Raw genomic sequence first — 18,727 nt, forward strand, 5'->3', positions numbered from 1 at the left:
GAAAGGATATTATGCTATGGCAATTTTATGGATTAATCTTATTGTAGTATATATATCTTCGTTGTTTGCAAGATATTTTTCTTATCCTAAAGCCCAAGGTATTCCTTTTGTAAAGCCAAATAAACTCTTTTTGTTTTTTTCCCTAGCTTGTTTAGTTCTTATATCAGGTCTACGAAATAATATTGGTGATACTTTTATGTATATGCATAGTTATGCAAATAAAGATTTTAGTTTGCAAAACATTGAGTTTAAAGGAGACTTTGGATTTAATATCTTTCAAGGAATTTTGCAAAGTATCTCCAAAGATCCTCAATTCCTTATTTTTACCACAGCACTTATTTCAAATTTACTTATTGTCCTTGTTCTAATTAAATTTTCAAGAATGATTGAATTAAGTTTATATGTTTATATAACCTCCGGAATGTTTACCGTGTCAATGAACGGAATTAGACAATTCTTAGCAGCTACAATCATTTTTTGTGCAACAAAATATTTACTAAACGGAGAGTTCAAAAAATATTTAATAATCATTTTAGTTACATCAACAATTCATACAAGTGCTTTAGTTCTTCTGCCTATCTATTTTATCGTTAGAAGAGAGGCATGGACTAAGATCACTTTTATCCTATTAGCTTTAGCTGTTTTAATAGTTATGGGATTCAATCAATTTTCAGAGATACTTTTCTCTGCTTTAGAAGATACACAATATGGGCATTATAGTAGTTTTTCAGAAGGTGGTGCAAACATCATTAGGGTTATGGTTGATTCTGTACCTGTAATAATAGCCTATCTAGGAAGAGATAAACTCAGACAGTTATGGCCTAAAAGTGATTATATTGTAAACTTATCTATAATAAGTTTGACATTTATGCTTATTGCGACTCAAAATTGGATTTTTGCAAGATTTAATATATATTTCAGTTTGTACAATTTAATTCTAATCTCCTGGATAGTTTATCTTTTTAAAGAAAGTAATAGAAAGTTTATTTATTACTCCTTATTAGTCTGCTACTTTATTTATTTCTTTTATGAACAAGTTATTAGTCTTGGAATTTATTATAAGAGTGACTATTTAATCTTTGTCAATTAGATTACCAGATCACTATAGTTATTAAACTAAACAAGTATTGGAATGAGGTTAATTATGAATGATTTTGAGAAAATTCCACGCATTATTCATTTTTGCTGGTTTGGTAAAGGGGAAAAACCCAAGCTAGTGGCAAAGTGCATAAAAAGCTGGAAAGATCATCTGAAAAATTATAAGTTTATCGAATGGAATGAAAGTAACTTTGATATTAATTCGAATCCATTTGTTAGAGAAGCGTATGAAGCAAAGAAATTTGCTTTTGTTAGTGATTATGTAAGATTATTTGCTCTATACCGGTACGGTGGGATTTATATGGATACTGATGTAGAGGTAATCAAATCTCTTGATCGCTTTTTAGTCCACGATGCCTTTTTAGGATTTGAAGATGATATGTATTTACAATCAGGTACAATGGGAGCCGTTAAAGGACATAGTATTATTGGGAGCTTTCTTAATTATTATTCTAATAAAAGTTTTATAAAACCTGATGGTGCATATGATTTGACAACTAATACTTATATAATGACAAAAATATGTGGCGAATTTAATTTAATTAATAATGGTAAATTACAAACATTAATAAATGAAGTTGTCATATATCCACGTACATTCTTTAGCCCATATGATTACATTAACGGAGGGAATTACATTACTGATGAAAGCTACACAATTCATCATTTTGCCCAATCTTGGTTACCAACTAGTACCAGAGTTAAAAGTAACGTGAAAAGGACGGTTAGTCGTTTTGTCGGCCCATTTTTTATTTCTACTATAAGGAAAGTAATAAAAAATAAATGAGAAAAACATATGTATAATAAATAAAACTCAGACCAATGCGAGTTCAAAGGAATAAGTGAAAATGATACATGATAAGAGGTATTGCAAATGAAAAAAAATATTCTAATATCGTCTTTTGATATGGCGATTGGCGGTGTTGAGAGAAGTCTCATTGGATTATTAAATCAAATTGATTATGAAAAATATGATGTAGATTTAATGCTATTTAAGCATGAAGGAGATTTCTTTCCATTTATACCATCTGGTCCTACTTTGTTGCCTGAAATACCTCTATATTCATCGTTCAGGAACCCAATATATCAGATAGCAAAGGAAGGACATTTTTCAATTGCAATATCCAGAGTAATGGCAAAGTATATAGGTTCTTTTTATGGGAAAATGAAAAACATTGATGAACCAGGCTACTTGACAATTCAATATGGATGGGAATTAACAAATCGATTCCTTCCTAAACTAAATAAAGAGTATGATGTGGCCATAGGTTTTCTATGGCCACATTATTTTGTAAGTGAAAAGGTAAGAGCTAAAAAAAGAATTGGATGGATCCACACTGATTACTCAAATATTCACGTAAATAAGAAACTCGATGCTAGAATATGGAATAAATTGGACAAAATAGTGGCAGTTTCAGAAGGCTGTTCAAAAACATTTTTAAATATTTACCCTGATTTAAAAGAAAAAACAACTGTAATTGAAAACATTCTTTCACCCGAGTTTATTAGAGAACAGGCTAATGCAGAGGATCCAAAAGAGATTCAAAAAAAACGTGGAAAAACAACATTGGTTACAGTTGGTCGACTAACATATGCAAAAGGTTTGGATGATGCTGTAAGAGCTTGTAAAGTGTTGGTGAACGCCGGATATAATATTGAATGGTATGTGGTTGGATATGGGCCTCTTGAAACTGATTTAGAGAATTTAATAAATGAACTGGAACTTCAAGACAGATTCTTTTTATTGGGGAAAAAGACAAATCCTTACCCATATATAAAAGCTTGTGATATTTATGTACAGCCATCAAGGTATGAAGGAAAGGCAGTTACGATCCGCGAGGCACAGATTTTAGGAAAACCTGTAATAATTACTAATTTTCCTACTGCCAAAAGTCAAGCGTGTGATGGACATGATGCTATTATAACTCCGTTAGATATTGATAGTATTGTAACCGCAATTAGAACATTAATTGAAGATAAAACCATAAGAGATAGACTTATAGCAAATGTGCTAAGGATGGATTATGGTAACGAAAGTGAAATACAAAAATTATATAAATTGATTGAGTCTTAAGATTAAGGGATAGCGGAGGTTCGACTTTATGGCAGTACTCATAACCGGAGGAGCAGGATATATCGGGAGTCATACCTGTATTGAATTGTTAAATGCGGGATATGAAATTGTAGTTGTTGACAATTATATAAATAGTAAACAAGAATCATTGAAGCGTGTGGGTATTATAACAGGCAAAGATTTTAAAATATATAACGTTGACTTGTTAGATGCAGTAGGGTTAGAAAATGTGTTTGTTGAAAACAATATCGAAGCTGTAATTCATTTTGCTGGTCTTAAAGCAGTAGGTGAATCAGTCATTTTACCACTCTGGTATTACCATAACAACATTACAAGTACAGTAATCCTCTGCAATATCATGAAAAGATTTGATGTGAAAAACTTAGTATTTAGTTCATCAGCAACTGTTTATGGTATCCCTGACCGTTTTCCTGTTTCTGAAGGTTTTCCACTTAGGGCAATGAACCCCTATGGCCGGACGAAGCTAATGATTGAAGAAATCTTACGTGACCTTTATGAGTCGGATCATAGCTGGAGTATTGCTCTATTGAGGTACTTTAATCCAATAGGTGCACATGAAAGCGGTCTTATAGGAGAAGATCCAAACGGAATACCAAATAACCTTATGCCTTTTATTACACAAGTAGCAGTAGGGAAACTTAATGAATTAAGTGTGTATGGAAATAATTATCCAACTATAGATGGTACTGGTGTTAGAGACTATATCCATGTTGTTGATCTTGCAGCGGGACATGTAAGAGCGCTGGAAAAGGTATCGAAATTTACCGGTGTAGATGCTTTTAATCTTGGGACTGGCAAGGGTTATAGTGTATTAGAACTGGTTTCCGCCTTTGAAAAAGCAACTGGAATTAACATTCCTTTTAAGATCGTGAATCCTAGACCAGGTGATGCACCCATTTGCTTTGCTGATCCTTCCAAAGCAAAACGAGAACTTGGATGGGTTGCTGAGAAAGATATTGAAGAAATGTGTGAAGACTCTTGGAGATGGCAGGCAAATAACCCGAACGGATATAACAATCAAAGTGAATTATTGGCTGAAATAAAAAGTCCTCGCTTACTAAAGAATAGCGGGGACTTTTTATTTAATCGAGTGCACTGAAAAACTGGAAAAGTGAGTGAGGCAGACTAATGGATATTTCTGAAAAATTGACTCAAAAGAGTTTGCAAGAAATCTTAATAAAGATTTATATGAAAGGTCAGGAATCTGACAAAATAGAAGTCAAAGAATTAATAGAAGAAATTAAACAACAAGTTATTTCTGCTGTAAACACAGCAAAATAATATAGTTTTTATAATTTTTTATGGGAGGTGTAAAATGTCTTGTTTTAAAATAATTGATCAAGCATCCCTATGGAATGTATTACTGAAAACTTTTATCAATATAGACTGTTACTATTCATATGAGTATGGGAAATTATTTGCCAATAAAGAAAATGGTGAATTATTTGCTGCATACTTTGAAGATAATACAACTAAAATATTTTATCCCTTTATAAAAAGGAAAGTCGCGTATGAAGAGGAGACTTATGATATTGTAACTCCCTACGGTTATGGTGGTCCACTAGTAGAAGGAAGTGACATATCAATATTGGAATTTTATCGGTTATTTAGTGAATATTGTTCATTAAATAATATAATAGCTGAAACAATAAGGTTTCACCCATTTTATAAGAATAATAAGATATTTGAAAAAGTCATGGATATTGAATATATCAGGCAGACAACGTCGGTAGACTTAACAGTTTCTTTAGAGGAAATACGACAGAATTATTCGTCTATGAACAAAAGGAATATTAAGAAAGCAAAAATGAATAATGTTTCATGTTTTATTGGTGAAAATAATTTAAATAATATTCATAAATTTATTCAAATGTATAAAGAAACAATGGATAGAAATAAAGCAGCTAGTTACTACTACTTTGATGAAAATTATTTTATAGAACAAGTTAAGGATACTAGTATCAGCAACACCTATTTACTTTTTGCACAATTTAATCATGAAATTATCGCTGGAATAATGGTTATTGTAGGTAAAGAATATTCACATTACCATCTAGGGGCTTCTAAAACAAACCATCTAGAGCTTAAACCAAACAATTTATTATTTGATTTTATGATTGAATTTTGTATATCGAAGGGCTCAAAGGATCTTCATTTGGGTGGAGGTTATCAAGAAAACGATGGTCTGTTTAAATTCAAAACATCATTTACCAATAATAATAATCACGACTACTATATTGGTAAGAAGATTCACAACTTAAATCAATATAATGACATAATAGATAATTTAAAGAAGCTCTATGAAATTAATGAGAATTATTTCCCAGCCTATAGAGGTCAAATGAAAAGAAAAATTCTTCATATCTGAATTTATAAAAAAGGAGTGATCTAATGTGATAAATAAATCAAGGATCTTATTATCTCCTCCTCATATGGGTGGGAATGAACAAAAATACATTAATGAAGCTTTTAAAACAAACTGGATTGCACCGTTAGGGCCGAATGTTGATGCCTTTGAAAAAGAAATTGCAAATTATATTGGAGCCAATGGAGCTGTAGCAGTAAGTTCAGGAACTGCAGCGATTCATTTGGCTCTTTCTTTGTTAGATGTGAAAAAGGGCGATAAAGTATTCTGTTCCAGTCTTACATTTGTTGCAAGCGCAAACCCAATCCTTTATCAGGGAGCAGAACCGGTATTCATTGATTCGGAGCCAGATTCATGGAACATGTCACCTCAGGCACTAGAAACAGCGTTTAGAGATGCTTGTTACGAAGGGGAGCTGCCTAAAGCAGTAATTGTTGTTAATTTATATGGTCAGAGTGCAAAAATTGATGAACTTATTACAATATGCAATCAGTATGATGTTCCCATGATAGAGGATGCTGCCGAATCTCTTGGATCCACATACAAAGGTAAAGCCAGTGGAACATTCGGTAAATTTGGTATTTATTCGTTTAATGGCAATAAAATTATCTCGACTTCCGGTGGCGGTATGCTCGTTTCCAATGATACTGTAGCTTTAAATAAAGCTCGTTTTTTAGCAACCCAAGCAAGGGATCCTGCGCCGCATTATGAGCATAGCGAGATTGGTTTTAATTATCGAATGAGTAATATATTGGCTGGGATTGGAATAGCCCAATTACAAATATTAGAACAAAGAGTGAAAGCTAGAAGATTAATATTTGAACGATATTATCACAAATTAGCTCATATACCCGGAATTTATTTTATGACTGAATTAGGAAATACCTGTTCTAATCGTTGGCTCACCACTTTTACAATAGATGAAAAAGAAGCCGGGATCTCGGCAAAATTATTGTTGGATTCTATGGCTGAAGAAAACATTGAAGCACGTCCTGTTTGGAAACCCCTTCATATGCAACCCCTTTTTAAAGAGGTTAGATATTATTCTCATAACGAAATTCAAAATGTGTCAGAGCAGTTATTTAAAACGGGTATATGTCTTCCTTCGGGCTCCAATATGAAAGTAGAAGAACAAATGAGGGTCATCGATTGTGTTCAAAACACTTTAAAATTAAAGGTTTAGTGTTTTAACAACTAAAAAATGTAATAAATCGAAAATAGGCATTGCCATCAACAAGGTTTAAAAAATTCTTTTAAAGGGAGAGTTCTTTTTGATATCCAAAAATAGGTAAAAAGAGGTACAAATTAATGATTGGGAAAAATATATATGAAATACGCAAAAAAAGAGGATTATCATTAACTGAACTTGCTGAACGTGCGTGTATATCCAAGTCGTATTTAAGTAATATCGAAAGAAACTTAAATCAGAACCCCTCTATTCAAGTTATGAACAAGCTAGCGTTGGCTTTGGATGTAGATCTTAATACATTGTTAATATCAGCAACAAATCTGGAAAAACAGCAATTGAATGAAAAAGAATGGCTTGATTTAGTCAATCAATTAAAAGAATCAGGGATTGATAAAGGACAGATTAACGATTATAAAACATTGATTGCATTTTTTAGATGGAAAAATCAGAACTCTTGATAAAAAGTAAGGAATGCTCAAAACAGAAAAAGAAGCAAAGTAGGTGATTGTATGAAAAAAAAGCTTCTATTTGTTATTGATTCACTAACTATTGGTGGTGCAGAAAAAAGCTTAGTATCCCTATTAAATATGATAGATTCATCAAAGTACGAAATTGATCTCTTGCTTTTCAAAAAAGGTGGGGATTTTGAAAAGTATGTTCCAAAGTATATCAACATATTACCAGTTCCAGAATATTTCAGGTTTGTTAATAAAGAAACATTTTCTGTAACCAAAAACGTATTGTATTTTTATCATAGAATCAAAACTTCTTTAAATCTAAGAATAAATAATTATCGTATAAATAATATTTTACACAGCGAGCAAGTTGTATTTGCCAGCATAAACAAGGTACTATCCCCTATTGAAAAGGATTATGACGTCGCTATTGCTTACAGCCAAGGTATGCCTACATACTTTGTATCAAAAAAAGTTAAATCATCAAAAAAAATAGCCTGGATTAATAATGACTATATTTCAACGATATTCAACAAGGAGCTAGACTATGAATCCTATAAAAACATAGATACAATTGTCACTGTGTCTGATTATACTAAAAACTCAGTATCCCAAATGAGGTGTGAGTATTCAGAAAAAGTTGATTTGATATTGGATATTGTCAACCCAGATATGATTTGTAAGATGGCTGAAGAATATGAGATTCATGAATATGATAAATCGTTAGTAAATATATTAACAGTTGGAAGGTTAGATGTTACAAAAGGGTATGATCGAGCAATTAGAGTGGCTAAATTGTTGAGAGAATCGGGTTATAATTTCAAATGGTTTGCGATTGGAGAAGGTCCAGAAAGAAAAAAACTTCAAGAACTAATAAATATGTATGAACTAAATGATTATTTTATCTTACTTGGAAAAAAGCTCAATCCATATGTGTATATGAAGGGGTGTGACATTTATGTTCAAACATCTGTAAAAGAAGGGTTTGGCCTTACTGTAAGTGAAGCGAAAATATTAAAAAGACCAATTGTATGTACTAGTTTCCCCACAGCAAAAGAAATAATAAATAATACGGTTGATGGTTTAATAGTAGATCATGATATATGTAGTATATACAATGGAATAAAAAAATATATAGATGATAATAGTTTTAGAAATAAAATAACCAATGAACTTAATTCTATAGAACCATACAGCACAGTTAGTCAGCTTAATAAATTTTATGAATTAACAAAAAAGTAGTTTTAGTGCTTTAAAGAGCTAAAAAAATTTCTAGCATGTAAGATATTTTATCGGGGGATATTATGCAAAAGAAAATCATTTTTATGATTATTAATATGAATGTGGGTGGCACAGAAAAAGCATTGCTTAACATGATATCTGAGATTCCGAAGGATAAGTATGATATTACTATTTTAATGCTAGAAGAGTATGGTGGTTTTTTAAATTCTGTACCAAACGGAGTTCATATTGAATATTTAAGTGGATACAAGAATATCAAAAATGTACTGAATGATTCACCCCAAATAATATCTTTAGATTTGCTTAAAAAAGGTAAAATGGTAACAGCTTTTAATATAATCTTCTTACACTTAATATCAAAAGTAATAAAAGACAGAAGTATCTTCTTTAAATATATTTTAAATGATTATCCTTTAATTAATCATGAATTTGACGTTGCTGTTGCTTATGCTGGTCCTATGGACTTTATCAGCTATTATGTGGCCACTAAAATAAAGGCGAAAAAGAAAATTCAATGGGTTCATTTTGACATTACAAAAATAGAATTTAATAAAAATTTTGCTTCTAAAATATATCATAAATTCGATAAGATATTTGTTGTATCAAATGAGGGGAAAAATAAGTTTATTAATACTTTACCAAATTTCAAAAATAAGACTGATGAATTCACCAATATTGTATCAAGTGAATTCGTAGTAAAAATGGCTGATAAAGGGGCAGGTTTTGACGATGATTTTAAAGGTGTAAGAATCCTTACTGTTGGACGACTCAGCAAAGAGAAGGGTCAAGATTTAACTATTCCTGTGTTAGCTAAACTAAAAGAAGATGGATATAATGTTAGATGGTATTGCATAGGTGACGGAAGTGCGAGGGTCGAATATGAACAACTTATAAAAGAATATGGTATTGAAAATGATTACATTCTATTAGGAACTAATCCGAATCCTTATCCTTTTATGAAACATTGTGATATATACGTTCAATCATCACGCCATGAAGGATATTGTATAACACTTTCAGAAGCAAGATGTTTTGATAATCCAATTATAAGTACTAACTTTACTGGTGCAAGTGAGCAGATATCTCATGATCAAACGGGTTTAATAGTAAATTTTGATGAAAAACAAATGTATAATGCTATAAGACGATTATTAGATGATGTAAAATTAAAAGATTCGTTAAAAAAAAATCTACAAAATGAAATTGTAGATACTACAATAGAGATAGAAAAGTTTTATAAAATAATAAATAGTATTCACTAATGCCGCAAGTTTAGCACAATGCAACTTGCGGCATTTTCTATATAAAGTTTCATTATTGTCCATACAATTTTTTAAATAACAAAGGTAATTAATGTAAAGATAGGGTGAATAATATGAAGAAAATCCTATTTATGGTTAGTAGCATGAATATAGGTGGCGTAGAAAAATCACTAATTAACCTGCTATCGGTCATTCCAAAGGAAAGATACCATATTAATATTTTGGTATTAGAGAAAAAAGGTGGGTTTTTAGAGTATATCCCAGATTGGGTAAAAGTTGAAGAAGCTACTTGGTTCAAAAAAGTTAAGCCTGTTATTATGCAGCCACCACAACAAACAATTAAGGATTTTTATAAAAACAAAGCGTATTTGAACATACTACCTTTTATATTCTCTTATTTTTTATCTAAGCAGTTCAATAATAGAAATGTTTATTATAAGCAGGTTTTAAAAAATGTTCCAAAAAATTCGAATATATATGATGTTGCAATAGCATACCAAGGGCCTACGGATATAATTGATTTTTATATAGCAAATAAAGTAACCGCTACAAAGAAGGTTTCTTGGGTGCATTTTGATGTCTCTAAGCATGGGATAAATGAAAGGCTCTATAACAAACTGTACTATAAGTTTAACAAGATATTTGTGGTTTCTAAAGAGGCCAAGAAGCGTTTGATAGAAAGAATTCCGGAAGTTGAAAGTAAAGCAGATGTTTTGCTGAATATAATACCGAATAAATTAATAAAAGAAATGTCCAAAGAAACTGTTGATTTTGGTAGTGACTATAAAGGTATAAAGATTGTAACAGTAGGTAGGCTTTCTACAGAAAAGGGTCAAGATATTGCAATAAAGGTTTTATCTAAATTACGTAGCGAAGGATATGATGTGCGATGGTACTGTATTGGTGATGGCAGTCAAAGAAAAAAATTTGAAATGTTAATACAAAAGTATGATTTAATAAATGATTTTATTTTATTGGGAGCAACATCAAATCCATATCCATATATTGCAAAGGCAGATATTTATGTTCAAACATCAAGACATGAGGGGTATTGTCTTACTTTAGCAGAAGCAAAGTGCTTACATAAGCCCATAGTAACCACAAACTTCACTGGAGCATTGGAACAGCTTAAGGATGGATATAATGGATTAATAGTTAAATGTGATGAAGACGAGTTATTTAAAAAAATTCAATATTTGATTGATAACCCTAAACAACGAGATAAGTTAATACAAAATTTATTAACAACTGACGTGGATACAACAGAACAGGTTTACAAATTAATTAATTACCTTTAATGAAGGGGAATTAAACCATGAATCCTAAAATAAGTATAATTGTTCCAGTATACAATGTTGAATCTTATCTTCACAAATGTGTTGACTCAATATTAGCCCAAACACATACAGATTTTGAGCTTATACTTGTAGATGATGGATCTCCTGACAATTGTGGGAAAATATGTGACGAGTATGCAAATAAAGATAGCAAGGTAAAAGTAATACACAAAAAAAACGGCGGGCTGTCTGATGCAAGAAATGCTGGATTAGATATTGCCACAGGAGATTATATAGGATTTGTCGATAGTGATGATTGGATTGAACCTGATATGTATGAATTGCTTTATAATATGTGCATAAAAAATAATTGTGAAATAGCAAGTTGCACCAGTACAATCTACTATAAAAATAAGACGGTAACCAATGGTACTCATCCACTAACAATACACAATAGAAACGAAGCGATGAGGGCGATGCTTCAGGGTGAACTATATGATGAAGTGGTCTGGACAAAGCTGATTAAGAGGAGCTTATTAAAAGAAATTAGATTTACTGTTGGGATAATTTACGAAGATACAGCATTTACTTATAAAGTTATTCATGAGAGTCAACAAGTTTGCTGCATCGGCGCGCCGAAATATAATTATCTAAAACGTGAAGATAGTCAAATGGATAAGGCCATAAAAAACATAAGAATTGATGGGGTATTGGTATATGATGAAATGTATAAATTTATTAACGAGTATTATCGAGAGTTATCTAATTTAGTAGCATTAAAGTTGGCTAATATTTCCATGACTGTTTTGAATTTAATATCTTTTAACCAAAATTTCCCTAAGTATAAAAAAGAGTATTATAAGGTTACAAGCATATTAAATAGCTATTTCCATAAAACAATAACACAAAACGTATATCCCAGAAATGTAAAGATACTTTTGGCAGCAACTAAAATATATCCTTTATCATATAAAATATTGGTTAACCTTGTATCGAATAGGAGATAAATATGAAAAGGTGCTTATTACAAATATATTATAAAATTCTGGCAATTAAAGACTACAACTCAATTCTCTTTAATAAAGTAATTTTATCAATTTTAAAATCCCCTATGGTCCATTCCACTGATGAAACTTTAAATGAAATTGTAAATGGCAAGTGCTCTGTAAGTAGATATGGAGACGGCGAATTTGCACTTATGAATGGAAAAGGATTGCTATTCCAACCATATTGTGCCGAGTTAAGCTTACGACTAAGGGAAATTATTGTAAGTGAGCAAGAAAAACATATGGTATGTATACCGAATGTCTTTAAAAGTTTGGAGTGGTGTGAGGAGAAACCAAAAAGTTATTGGGATAAATACTTGAACTTACATCGACATAAAATCTATAAAATGATAGATATGAAGAAGAAATATTATGATGCACTAGTAACTAGATTATATATAGACCATAAAGATAAGAGTGCAGCAGAAATACGCTTTGCAAAACTTAAAAAATTGTGGAATAAAAGAGAGGTTGTTACAGTAGAAGGTGAACAAACTAGACTTGGAATCGGTAATGATTTATTTAGAAATGCAAGTTCAATTAAAAGAATACTTTGTCCTGCTACAGATGCTTTTTCAAAATATGATGAAATTTTAGAAGAAGTTAAAAAACAGGATAAATCTAAATTAATACTTATCTCACTTGGTCCAACAGCTACAGTACTAGCTTATGACCTATCAATAAATGGATTTCAGGCCATAGATATCGGGCATGTCGATATCGAATATGAGTGGTTTTTGCAAAAAGCAGTAGAGAAATGTCCCATAAATAATAAGTATATTGGTGAAGTTCCCAACGGAACAGAAGTAACAGAAATTCATGATATGAAATATGAAAGTGAAATTGTGATGAAAATAGTATAATTAAAAATTGCCTCAGACTATATATACTATTAATACAATAGAACTTTAAAGGATTAATACTATGAGAATTAAACATTCAATAAAGAATATATCTATAAGTATATTTTCTCAAATGGTGATTGTAATACTGGGCTTTATATCTCGAAAAGTTTTTTTAGATAGTCTAGGTGTCGATTATTTAGGGGTAAATGGACTACTTACAAATGTCTTATCTATGATTGCATTAGTTGAAGGTGGAATAGGGATAAGTATAGTGTATAACCTGTATAAGCCCCTAGCAGAAAATGATAGAGAAAAAATAATCGCATTGGTTCAATTATACAGAAAAGCATATGCAGTTTTAGCGATAATTGTTTTATTTATTAGTTTAGCTCTATATCCATTCTTAGGTTATTTGATGAAAGATGGAGGTTCTATATCAAATATTACTATAATATATTTACTATTCGTAGTAAAAAATGTAATCGCCTTTTTAAATGCTCATAAGTGGTCTTTGATAAATGCAGATCAAAAAGGATATATTTTAGTTAAAATGGATCTAATGTTCCAAGTACTTACTACTATTGGTAAGATAATGATACTTCTTTCAACACAAAATTATATACTTTATTTGGTAATAGAACTAATTATATTTGCTATTCAAAACGTAATTAATGGTGAAATTGTAAATAAAAGGTATTCGTATATTAAAACAAAAGTAAAATACCCAGTAGATAAAGTGACCAAGGAAAACTTAATAACGAATGTCAAAGCTATGTTTTTACATAATATTGGTGGTTATCTTGTATTTGGAACAGATAATATACTTATTGCCTCCTTTATAAGTGTTGCAACAGTAGGTCTCTATTCTAACTATACAATGATCATTCAACAATTGTCATCATTAGTAAATCCTATAATTGATGGTATTGGAGCTAGCGTAGGAAATTTAATTGCTACTGAAAGTAGTGATAAAAACTATTCTATATTTAAGATAGCGTATTTTGTGAATTTTTGGATATATTCATTTTCTGTAATATTTTTATACAACTTATTAGAACCTTTTATTAGTTGGTGGCTTGGGGAAGAATACCTTCTTGATAAGCTAACATTTATTTTACTATTAATCAATTTTTACTTGACTGGAATGCGAACAGCTATAGCAACCTTTAAAAATAAAGCTGGATTATTTGTCCAAGATAAGTTTGCTCCATTGATTGAAGGATTTATAAATTTAATTTCATCACTAATTTTGATGAATTATTTTGGATTAGCAGGTGTTTTTATGGGAACTGCAATAAGTACAATTGCTACTGTAGTTTGGACTCAGCCATTTATTGTTTATAAAAATGTTTTTAAGAGATCTGTTAGACAATATTTCTTAAAATATGGGCTTTACGTATTTTTAACCATAATGACTTGCTTTGTAACAACGGAAATATGTAGTGCTTTTAGAAGTTCAGATAGCTTTGTATCCTTAATACTAAAGGGAACTATTTGTTTAATTATTCCTAATATTATATATGTTACAGTATTTTTTAAAACAGAAGAATTCCAATACCTACTTAATATTGTAAAAGCAGATTTATTTAAATTAAGAAAAAATAAGCAAACAATAAAAGGAGCTTGAATAAAATGAATATGAATTATTCGATTAATTCACTGAAGTTCTTTTGTATATTAGCAGTGATTAATATACATATTGCACCGTTTATAAGCATAAATCCTGATATAACTTTCTTTTTAAAAACAATTTCTAGAGTGGGGGTACCACTTTTTTTTATTTGTTCAGGATATTTTTTTGCACAAAAGATTACTCGGCTTGAGAACAGCGGACACACTAAGAAATATTTAATAAAGATAATAAAAATTCTCGTTTCTTGGATTTTAATCTATATGGTATATCATATAAGTATGATTATTTTGACTAATTTAAATAGTGCCCAAACTATTATTAATGATGTAAGGAACTATCTGTATAAATTTAGGGTGAGTGATTTATACTATGCACGGGAAACTGGGATAATAGAGAGTCATCTATGGTACTTATCGTCATTAATATGTATTATTCCTATACTTTATATAATAATTAATAAAGACTTAATTGGTAAGGCTTTAACCGTAACACTATTACTAAATATAATAGGTGTATTTTTACCCGTTGTTAATCAAGATATGTGGATTATTACAAGGGATGCAATATATTTTGGTTTGTTTTATACGACTTTAGGCGCTTACCTAGCTAAAAAAGAAACATATATTCCGCAATTAAAAAGTATACAATATATATTGTTGGCATTAATAATGGCTAGTTTAATGTTAACAGAATCATATATATATCGTAGTATTTTTAATTCATTTGGCGACTATTTTGTCTTTACCATACCTCTATGTACACTGATATTTTGTGTTTGTATAAAAAATCATAAAATATTACAGAACTCTTTTATTAATAAAGTTGGTAAAAATTCGCTCGGAATATATTTAGTACATCCTATGATAATGGGAATCGCTTTTACCACATTGAGTTTATTAAATTTAGACTATATTTCCGATTCTATAATATGGAATATACTATTTATACCTTGTGTATTAATCGTATCTCATACAGTATGTTTAATCATTCAATTTATTAAACAAAAAACATTGGTAATTTATCGAAATGGAGTACTGGAATTTAAGCTCACCTCTTCCAGGTAACCAATAAAGGTTTATTTGAAAAATCAAATAAATGAAATCCTTGAATTTCTGTGAAACCCTATTGATTAAAACTTAATGATTTTTTGGATTTCTAAAATTTCAGTTTTTAGAGGTTTAACCGTTAGAACTAGTATTTATCCTAGTTCTTTTTTTAATGAGCGCATATTTCAAATACTAAATCCATTTTTATATTTTCTTAACAGCGTAAAAACTTATTAAAGGTTGCGTGTGTGACCTTGAAGTACAAGTTTATCAATCACAGCATGTTGGGCGTATGGGAAAAAATTAATAACTTACAGCAGGAATTTTTGTCTTATAGGAGAATATACTTATTGTTGTGTTCTTTAAAAAGAACGAATATTAAACTATGAAGGGAGCAACACAACATGATTGTTGATATTCATAACCACATTTTGCCCGGACTCGATGATGGTCCAGAAAACTGGGAGGAAACCATATTACTGGCCAAACAAGCAGTAGATTCAGGGATAAACCATGTTATTGCAACTCCACATCATAAACATATTCATAAACACCATTTTTACGAAAATGATCATTCTATGATTTTAAAAATGGCGGAGAGTGTGAATCAATTATTAAAGGAACATGAAATTCCTTTAAACGTTTATCCAGGGATAGAATTTCATCTCCATGAAAATATACGAAATGATATTGAAAATAACTTGGAACATTTTTTAACCTTAAATAAGACTGGGAAATACTTATTGATGGAACTTCCATGTAGCTACTATCCCACTCAAACTGAAGAAGTGTTATATGAACTGCAAAAAAAGGGGTTTGTTCCTATTCTCGCTCATCCTGAAAGGAATAAAATATTAAGAAAAAACCCTTCGAAAATTTATGATATGGTCCAACGAGGAATTTTAGTCCAAATAACAGCTGGTAGTATAACAGGAACACATGGCAGACGTTTAAAGAATTTCTCATTACATTTATTAGATCATGAACTTGTTCATTTTGTTGCATCGGATGCTCATCATTATACTCGTCGTAAATTTGAACTAATAAATTCCTATGAATATATAGAAAATAATTATTCCTCAAATTATCGAAAATACCTAGAGGCAAATGCAATTCATGCTTTAAAAGGTACTGATTTCAAAATTAACAACCCAAAATTTATAGAAAAGAGATGGCAATATTTCTTCCTCTATAATCATCCATTAAATCAAGTAAGTTCTCAAAAAGTTTAGTAATAAAATCATCTTTAAGCATATATTAGGACTGCATCTTAAGGGGGTAATTATTTTGAAAAGAATGATAGATTTGTTTGGATCATTCTTACTGATACTTATTTTTTCACCTGTTTTGTTGATCATCACCATAATGATTTTGATTAATATGGGCTCACCCGTTTTGTTTAAGCAATTCCGACCTGGACGTTATGGAAAACCCTTTTATATTTATAAATTTCGGACCATGATTGATAAAAGGGATGAGAACGGGAATATGTTGCCAGGGAAATTAAGGTTAACAAAGTTAGGGATACTGTTAAGAAAATACAGTTTAGATGAATTGCCGCAGCTTTTTAATGTAATGAGGGGAGAGTTAAGTTTAGTTGGACCACGGCCATTGTTAATGGAGTATCTTTCGTTATATACACCAGAACAAGCTCGAAGACATGAAGTTAAACCAGGCATTACGGGGTGGGCTCAAGTAAATGGTCGCAATTCAATTAATTGGGGCGAGAAATTTAAATTAGATATTTGGTATGTAAATAATCAATCTATTTGGCTTGACCTGAAAATAATGGCCTTAACTTTAACAAAGGTATTTAAAAAAGAGGGAGTTAGCGCAAAAGATCACTACAGCATGGAACGTTTCAAGGGTATGCAAAGAAATGTTGAATAATCCTTTAATCTCGTTATGGCACTAAACTATCTTCAAATGAGGTGTAAAAATGGAAAAAATCTTAATAACTGATGTTGGTGTAGCCCCTGCAGAAAATGTAATAAAGTCGTGGAACGAATCGTTAAAGAAACAAGAAATAATTGGTGTTTCAAGAAACCCGATCAATCTTTATACTTCAAAAGCTGAAACGAAACGTCACATCCCCTATGAGTTTGCATTTGGCAAAGATTACAAAAAGTCATTTTTAGGACTTTTAGAAAAAGAAAAGCCTAGTCTGGCTGTTTTTATGAATGATAGAGAAATATTTGAAGCATCAAAGTTCAGAGATGAAATTTCTGCAACGGGAACTAAATTGTATATGCCTAGGCATGAAGTTATTAAAGCATGTACAGACAAATATGAGTCTTATAAAGTTTGGCAAGCTGCAGGGATTAAAGTTCCTAAGACAATGATTATACATGACGAATCGGACTTGAAGAAGGCATTTAATCAGCTTGGGAATCAGGAAGGGAAAATATGGTTGAGATCTACGATTGGAGCAGGAGGTAGGGGAGCATTGCCTACTAACGATTATGAGTTTGCAAAAAACTGGATTGACATTTATAAAGGATGGGGTAGTTTTACTGGTTCAGAATTGCTCCAGTCTGATAAAACAGTCACTTGGTTGTCTGTTTGGTATGAAGGCGAGCTTGTTGTTGCACAGACAAGGAGAAGAAAATCTTGGGGATTTGGAAATCGCACATTATCAGGTGTTACGGGCATTACAGGAGTGGGGGAAACATACTCAAGTGAAACTGTAGACAGAATTGCAATGGATACTATATTTGCTATTGATAAAAAACCTCATGGTGTTTATGGGGTAGATATGACATATGACCAAAATGATTACCCGAATCCTACAGAAATTAACATGCGATTTTTCACAACCTGTTACTTTTTTACAGAAGCTGGTCTAAATATGCCTGAGATATACAAAGATATCGTTTTGTATCAGAAATTTCCGTACCTTCAGAAAAAGGTGAATCCACTTCCAGATGGGCTGCTCTGGATTAGAGATATGGATAGAGAACCAATTTTAACAACGCAGGAAGAGGTAAGCAAAACAATCCAAGAACAAAACATTATCTCCACCCAAGTATAGCGCTAAAATTAGACCTCTAAAAAACCAATTGGAGAGACGAATTAACACAAGTAAAGCCACTATGTTTATTAACTCATAGTGGCTTTCTCCCTCTCTTTTCTTTTAAAAAAAATGCGACCACCAGGATTAGAAATCTGGAAACT

General features: G+C 31.0%; 18 protein-coding genes. All 18 read left to right on the plus strand.

Annotated elements, in window-relative coordinates:
- Window positions 1–16 precede the first annotated feature (16 nt).
- The gene (locus CVD23_RS03325) at window positions 17–1,090 is read left to right on the plus strand and encodes an EpsG family protein (protein ID WP_101579524.1); all 1,074 of its coding nucleotides are present in this window, start codon (window positions 17–19) and stop codon (window positions 1,088–1,090) included.
- Window positions 1,091–1,144: 54 nt separating this feature from the next.
- The gene (locus tag CVD23_RS03330; RefSeq protein ID WP_101665190.1) at window positions 1,145–1,885 is read left to right on the plus strand and encodes a glycosyltransferase family 32 protein; all 741 of its coding nucleotides are present in this window, start codon (window positions 1,145–1,147) and stop codon (window positions 1,883–1,885) included.
- Between the two features lie 87 nt (window positions 1,886–1,972).
- Window positions 1,973–3,172, plus strand: coding sequence for a glycosyltransferase (locus CVD23_RS03335; RefSeq protein ID WP_101579526.1), 1,200 nt, complete (start codon window positions 1,973–1,975; stop codon window positions 3,170–3,172).
- Window positions 3,173–3,200: 28 nt separating this feature from the next.
- Window positions 3,201–4,292, plus strand: coding sequence for a UDP-glucose 4-epimerase GalE (gene galE, locus CVD23_RS03340; RefSeq protein ID WP_101665191.1), 1,092 nt, complete (start codon window positions 3,201–3,203; stop codon window positions 4,290–4,292).
- Window positions 4,293–4,321: 29 nt separating this feature from the next.
- On the plus strand, window positions 4,322–4,474 hold the full coding sequence (locus CVD23_RS21780; RefSeq protein ID WP_180955512.1) for a hypothetical protein: 153 nt from the start codon (window positions 4,322–4,324) through the stop codon (window positions 4,472–4,474).
- A 34-nt stretch (window positions 4,475–4,508) separates the two neighbouring features.
- On the plus strand, window positions 4,509–5,561 hold the full coding sequence (locus CVD23_RS03345; RefSeq protein WP_101665192.1) for a GNAT family N-acetyltransferase: 1,053 nt from the start codon (window positions 4,509–4,511) through the stop codon (window positions 5,559–5,561).
- A gap of 64 nt (window positions 5,562–5,625) precedes the next feature.
- A complete protein-coding gene (locus CVD23_RS03350) occupies window positions 5,626–6,741 on the plus strand; it encodes an aminotransferase class I/II-fold pyridoxal phosphate-dependent enzyme (protein WP_101665224.1) in 1,116 nt (371 codons plus the stop codon).
- 125 nt (window positions 6,742–6,866) lie between these two features.
- Complete coding sequence (locus tag CVD23_RS03355; protein ID WP_101576433.1) at window positions 6,867–7,205, plus strand: helix-turn-helix domain-containing protein; 339 nt, start codon at window positions 6,867–6,869, stop codon at window positions 7,203–7,205.
- Between the two features lie 51 nt (window positions 7,206–7,256).
- A complete protein-coding gene (locus tag CVD23_RS03360; RefSeq protein ID WP_101665193.1) occupies window positions 7,257–8,444 on the plus strand; it encodes a glycosyltransferase in 1,188 nt (395 codons plus the stop codon).
- Between the two features lie 62 nt (window positions 8,445–8,506).
- Window positions 8,507–9,706, plus strand: coding sequence for a glycosyltransferase (locus CVD23_RS03365; protein WP_101665194.1), 1,200 nt, complete (start codon window positions 8,507–8,509; stop codon window positions 9,704–9,706).
- 113 nt (window positions 9,707–9,819) lie between these two features.
- Window positions 9,820–11,004 carry a glycosyltransferase gene (locus tag CVD23_RS03370; RefSeq protein WP_101576436.1) on the plus strand — a complete coding sequence of 395 codons (1,185 nt, stop codon included), beginning with the start codon at window positions 9,820–9,822 and terminating at the stop codon, window positions 11,002–11,004.
- Between the two features lie 17 nt (window positions 11,005–11,021).
- Entirely contained in the window at window positions 11,022–11,990 is a 969-nt protein-coding gene (locus CVD23_RS03375; protein ID WP_101665195.1) for a glycosyltransferase, read from the plus strand.
- Window positions 11,991–11,992: 2 nt separating this feature from the next.
- On the plus strand, window positions 11,993–12,892 hold the full coding sequence (locus CVD23_RS03380; RefSeq protein WP_101576438.1) for an SP_1767 family glycosyltransferase: 900 nt from the start codon (window positions 11,993–11,995) through the stop codon (window positions 12,890–12,892).
- 61 nt (window positions 12,893–12,953) lie between these two features.
- Window positions 12,954–14,501, plus strand: coding sequence for a lipopolysaccharide biosynthesis protein (locus CVD23_RS03385; protein WP_101665196.1), 1,548 nt, complete (start codon window positions 12,954–12,956; stop codon window positions 14,499–14,501).
- Between the two features lie 5 nt (window positions 14,502–14,506).
- On the plus strand, window positions 14,507–15,571 hold the full coding sequence (locus CVD23_RS03390) for an acyltransferase family protein (protein WP_101665197.1): 1,065 nt from the start codon (window positions 14,507–14,509) through the stop codon (window positions 15,569–15,571).
- Window positions 15,572–15,957: 386 nt separating this feature from the next.
- Window positions 15,958–16,785 carry a tyrosine-protein phosphatase gene (locus CVD23_RS03395; protein ID WP_101665198.1) on the plus strand — a complete coding sequence of 276 codons (828 nt, stop codon included), beginning with the start codon at window positions 15,958–15,960 and terminating at the stop codon, window positions 16,783–16,785.
- A 64-nt stretch (window positions 16,786–16,849) separates the two neighbouring features.
- Window positions 16,850–17,443, plus strand: coding sequence for a sugar transferase (locus CVD23_RS03400; RefSeq protein ID WP_101665225.1), 594 nt, complete (start codon window positions 16,850–16,852; stop codon window positions 17,441–17,443).
- Window positions 17,444–17,492: 49 nt separating this feature from the next.
- Entirely contained in the window at window positions 17,493–18,584 is a 1,092-nt protein-coding gene (locus CVD23_RS03405) for a carboxylate--amine ligase (RefSeq protein WP_101665199.1), read from the plus strand.
- The last annotated feature ends 143 nt before the right edge of the window (window positions 18,585–18,727 follow it).

Origin of the sequence: Bacillus sp. V33-4, from assembly GCF_002860225.1 — a bacterium.
GTDB classification, from domain to species: Bacteria; Bacillota; Bacilli; order Bacillales; family Cytobacillaceae; genus Bacillus_BJ; species Bacillus_BJ canaveralius.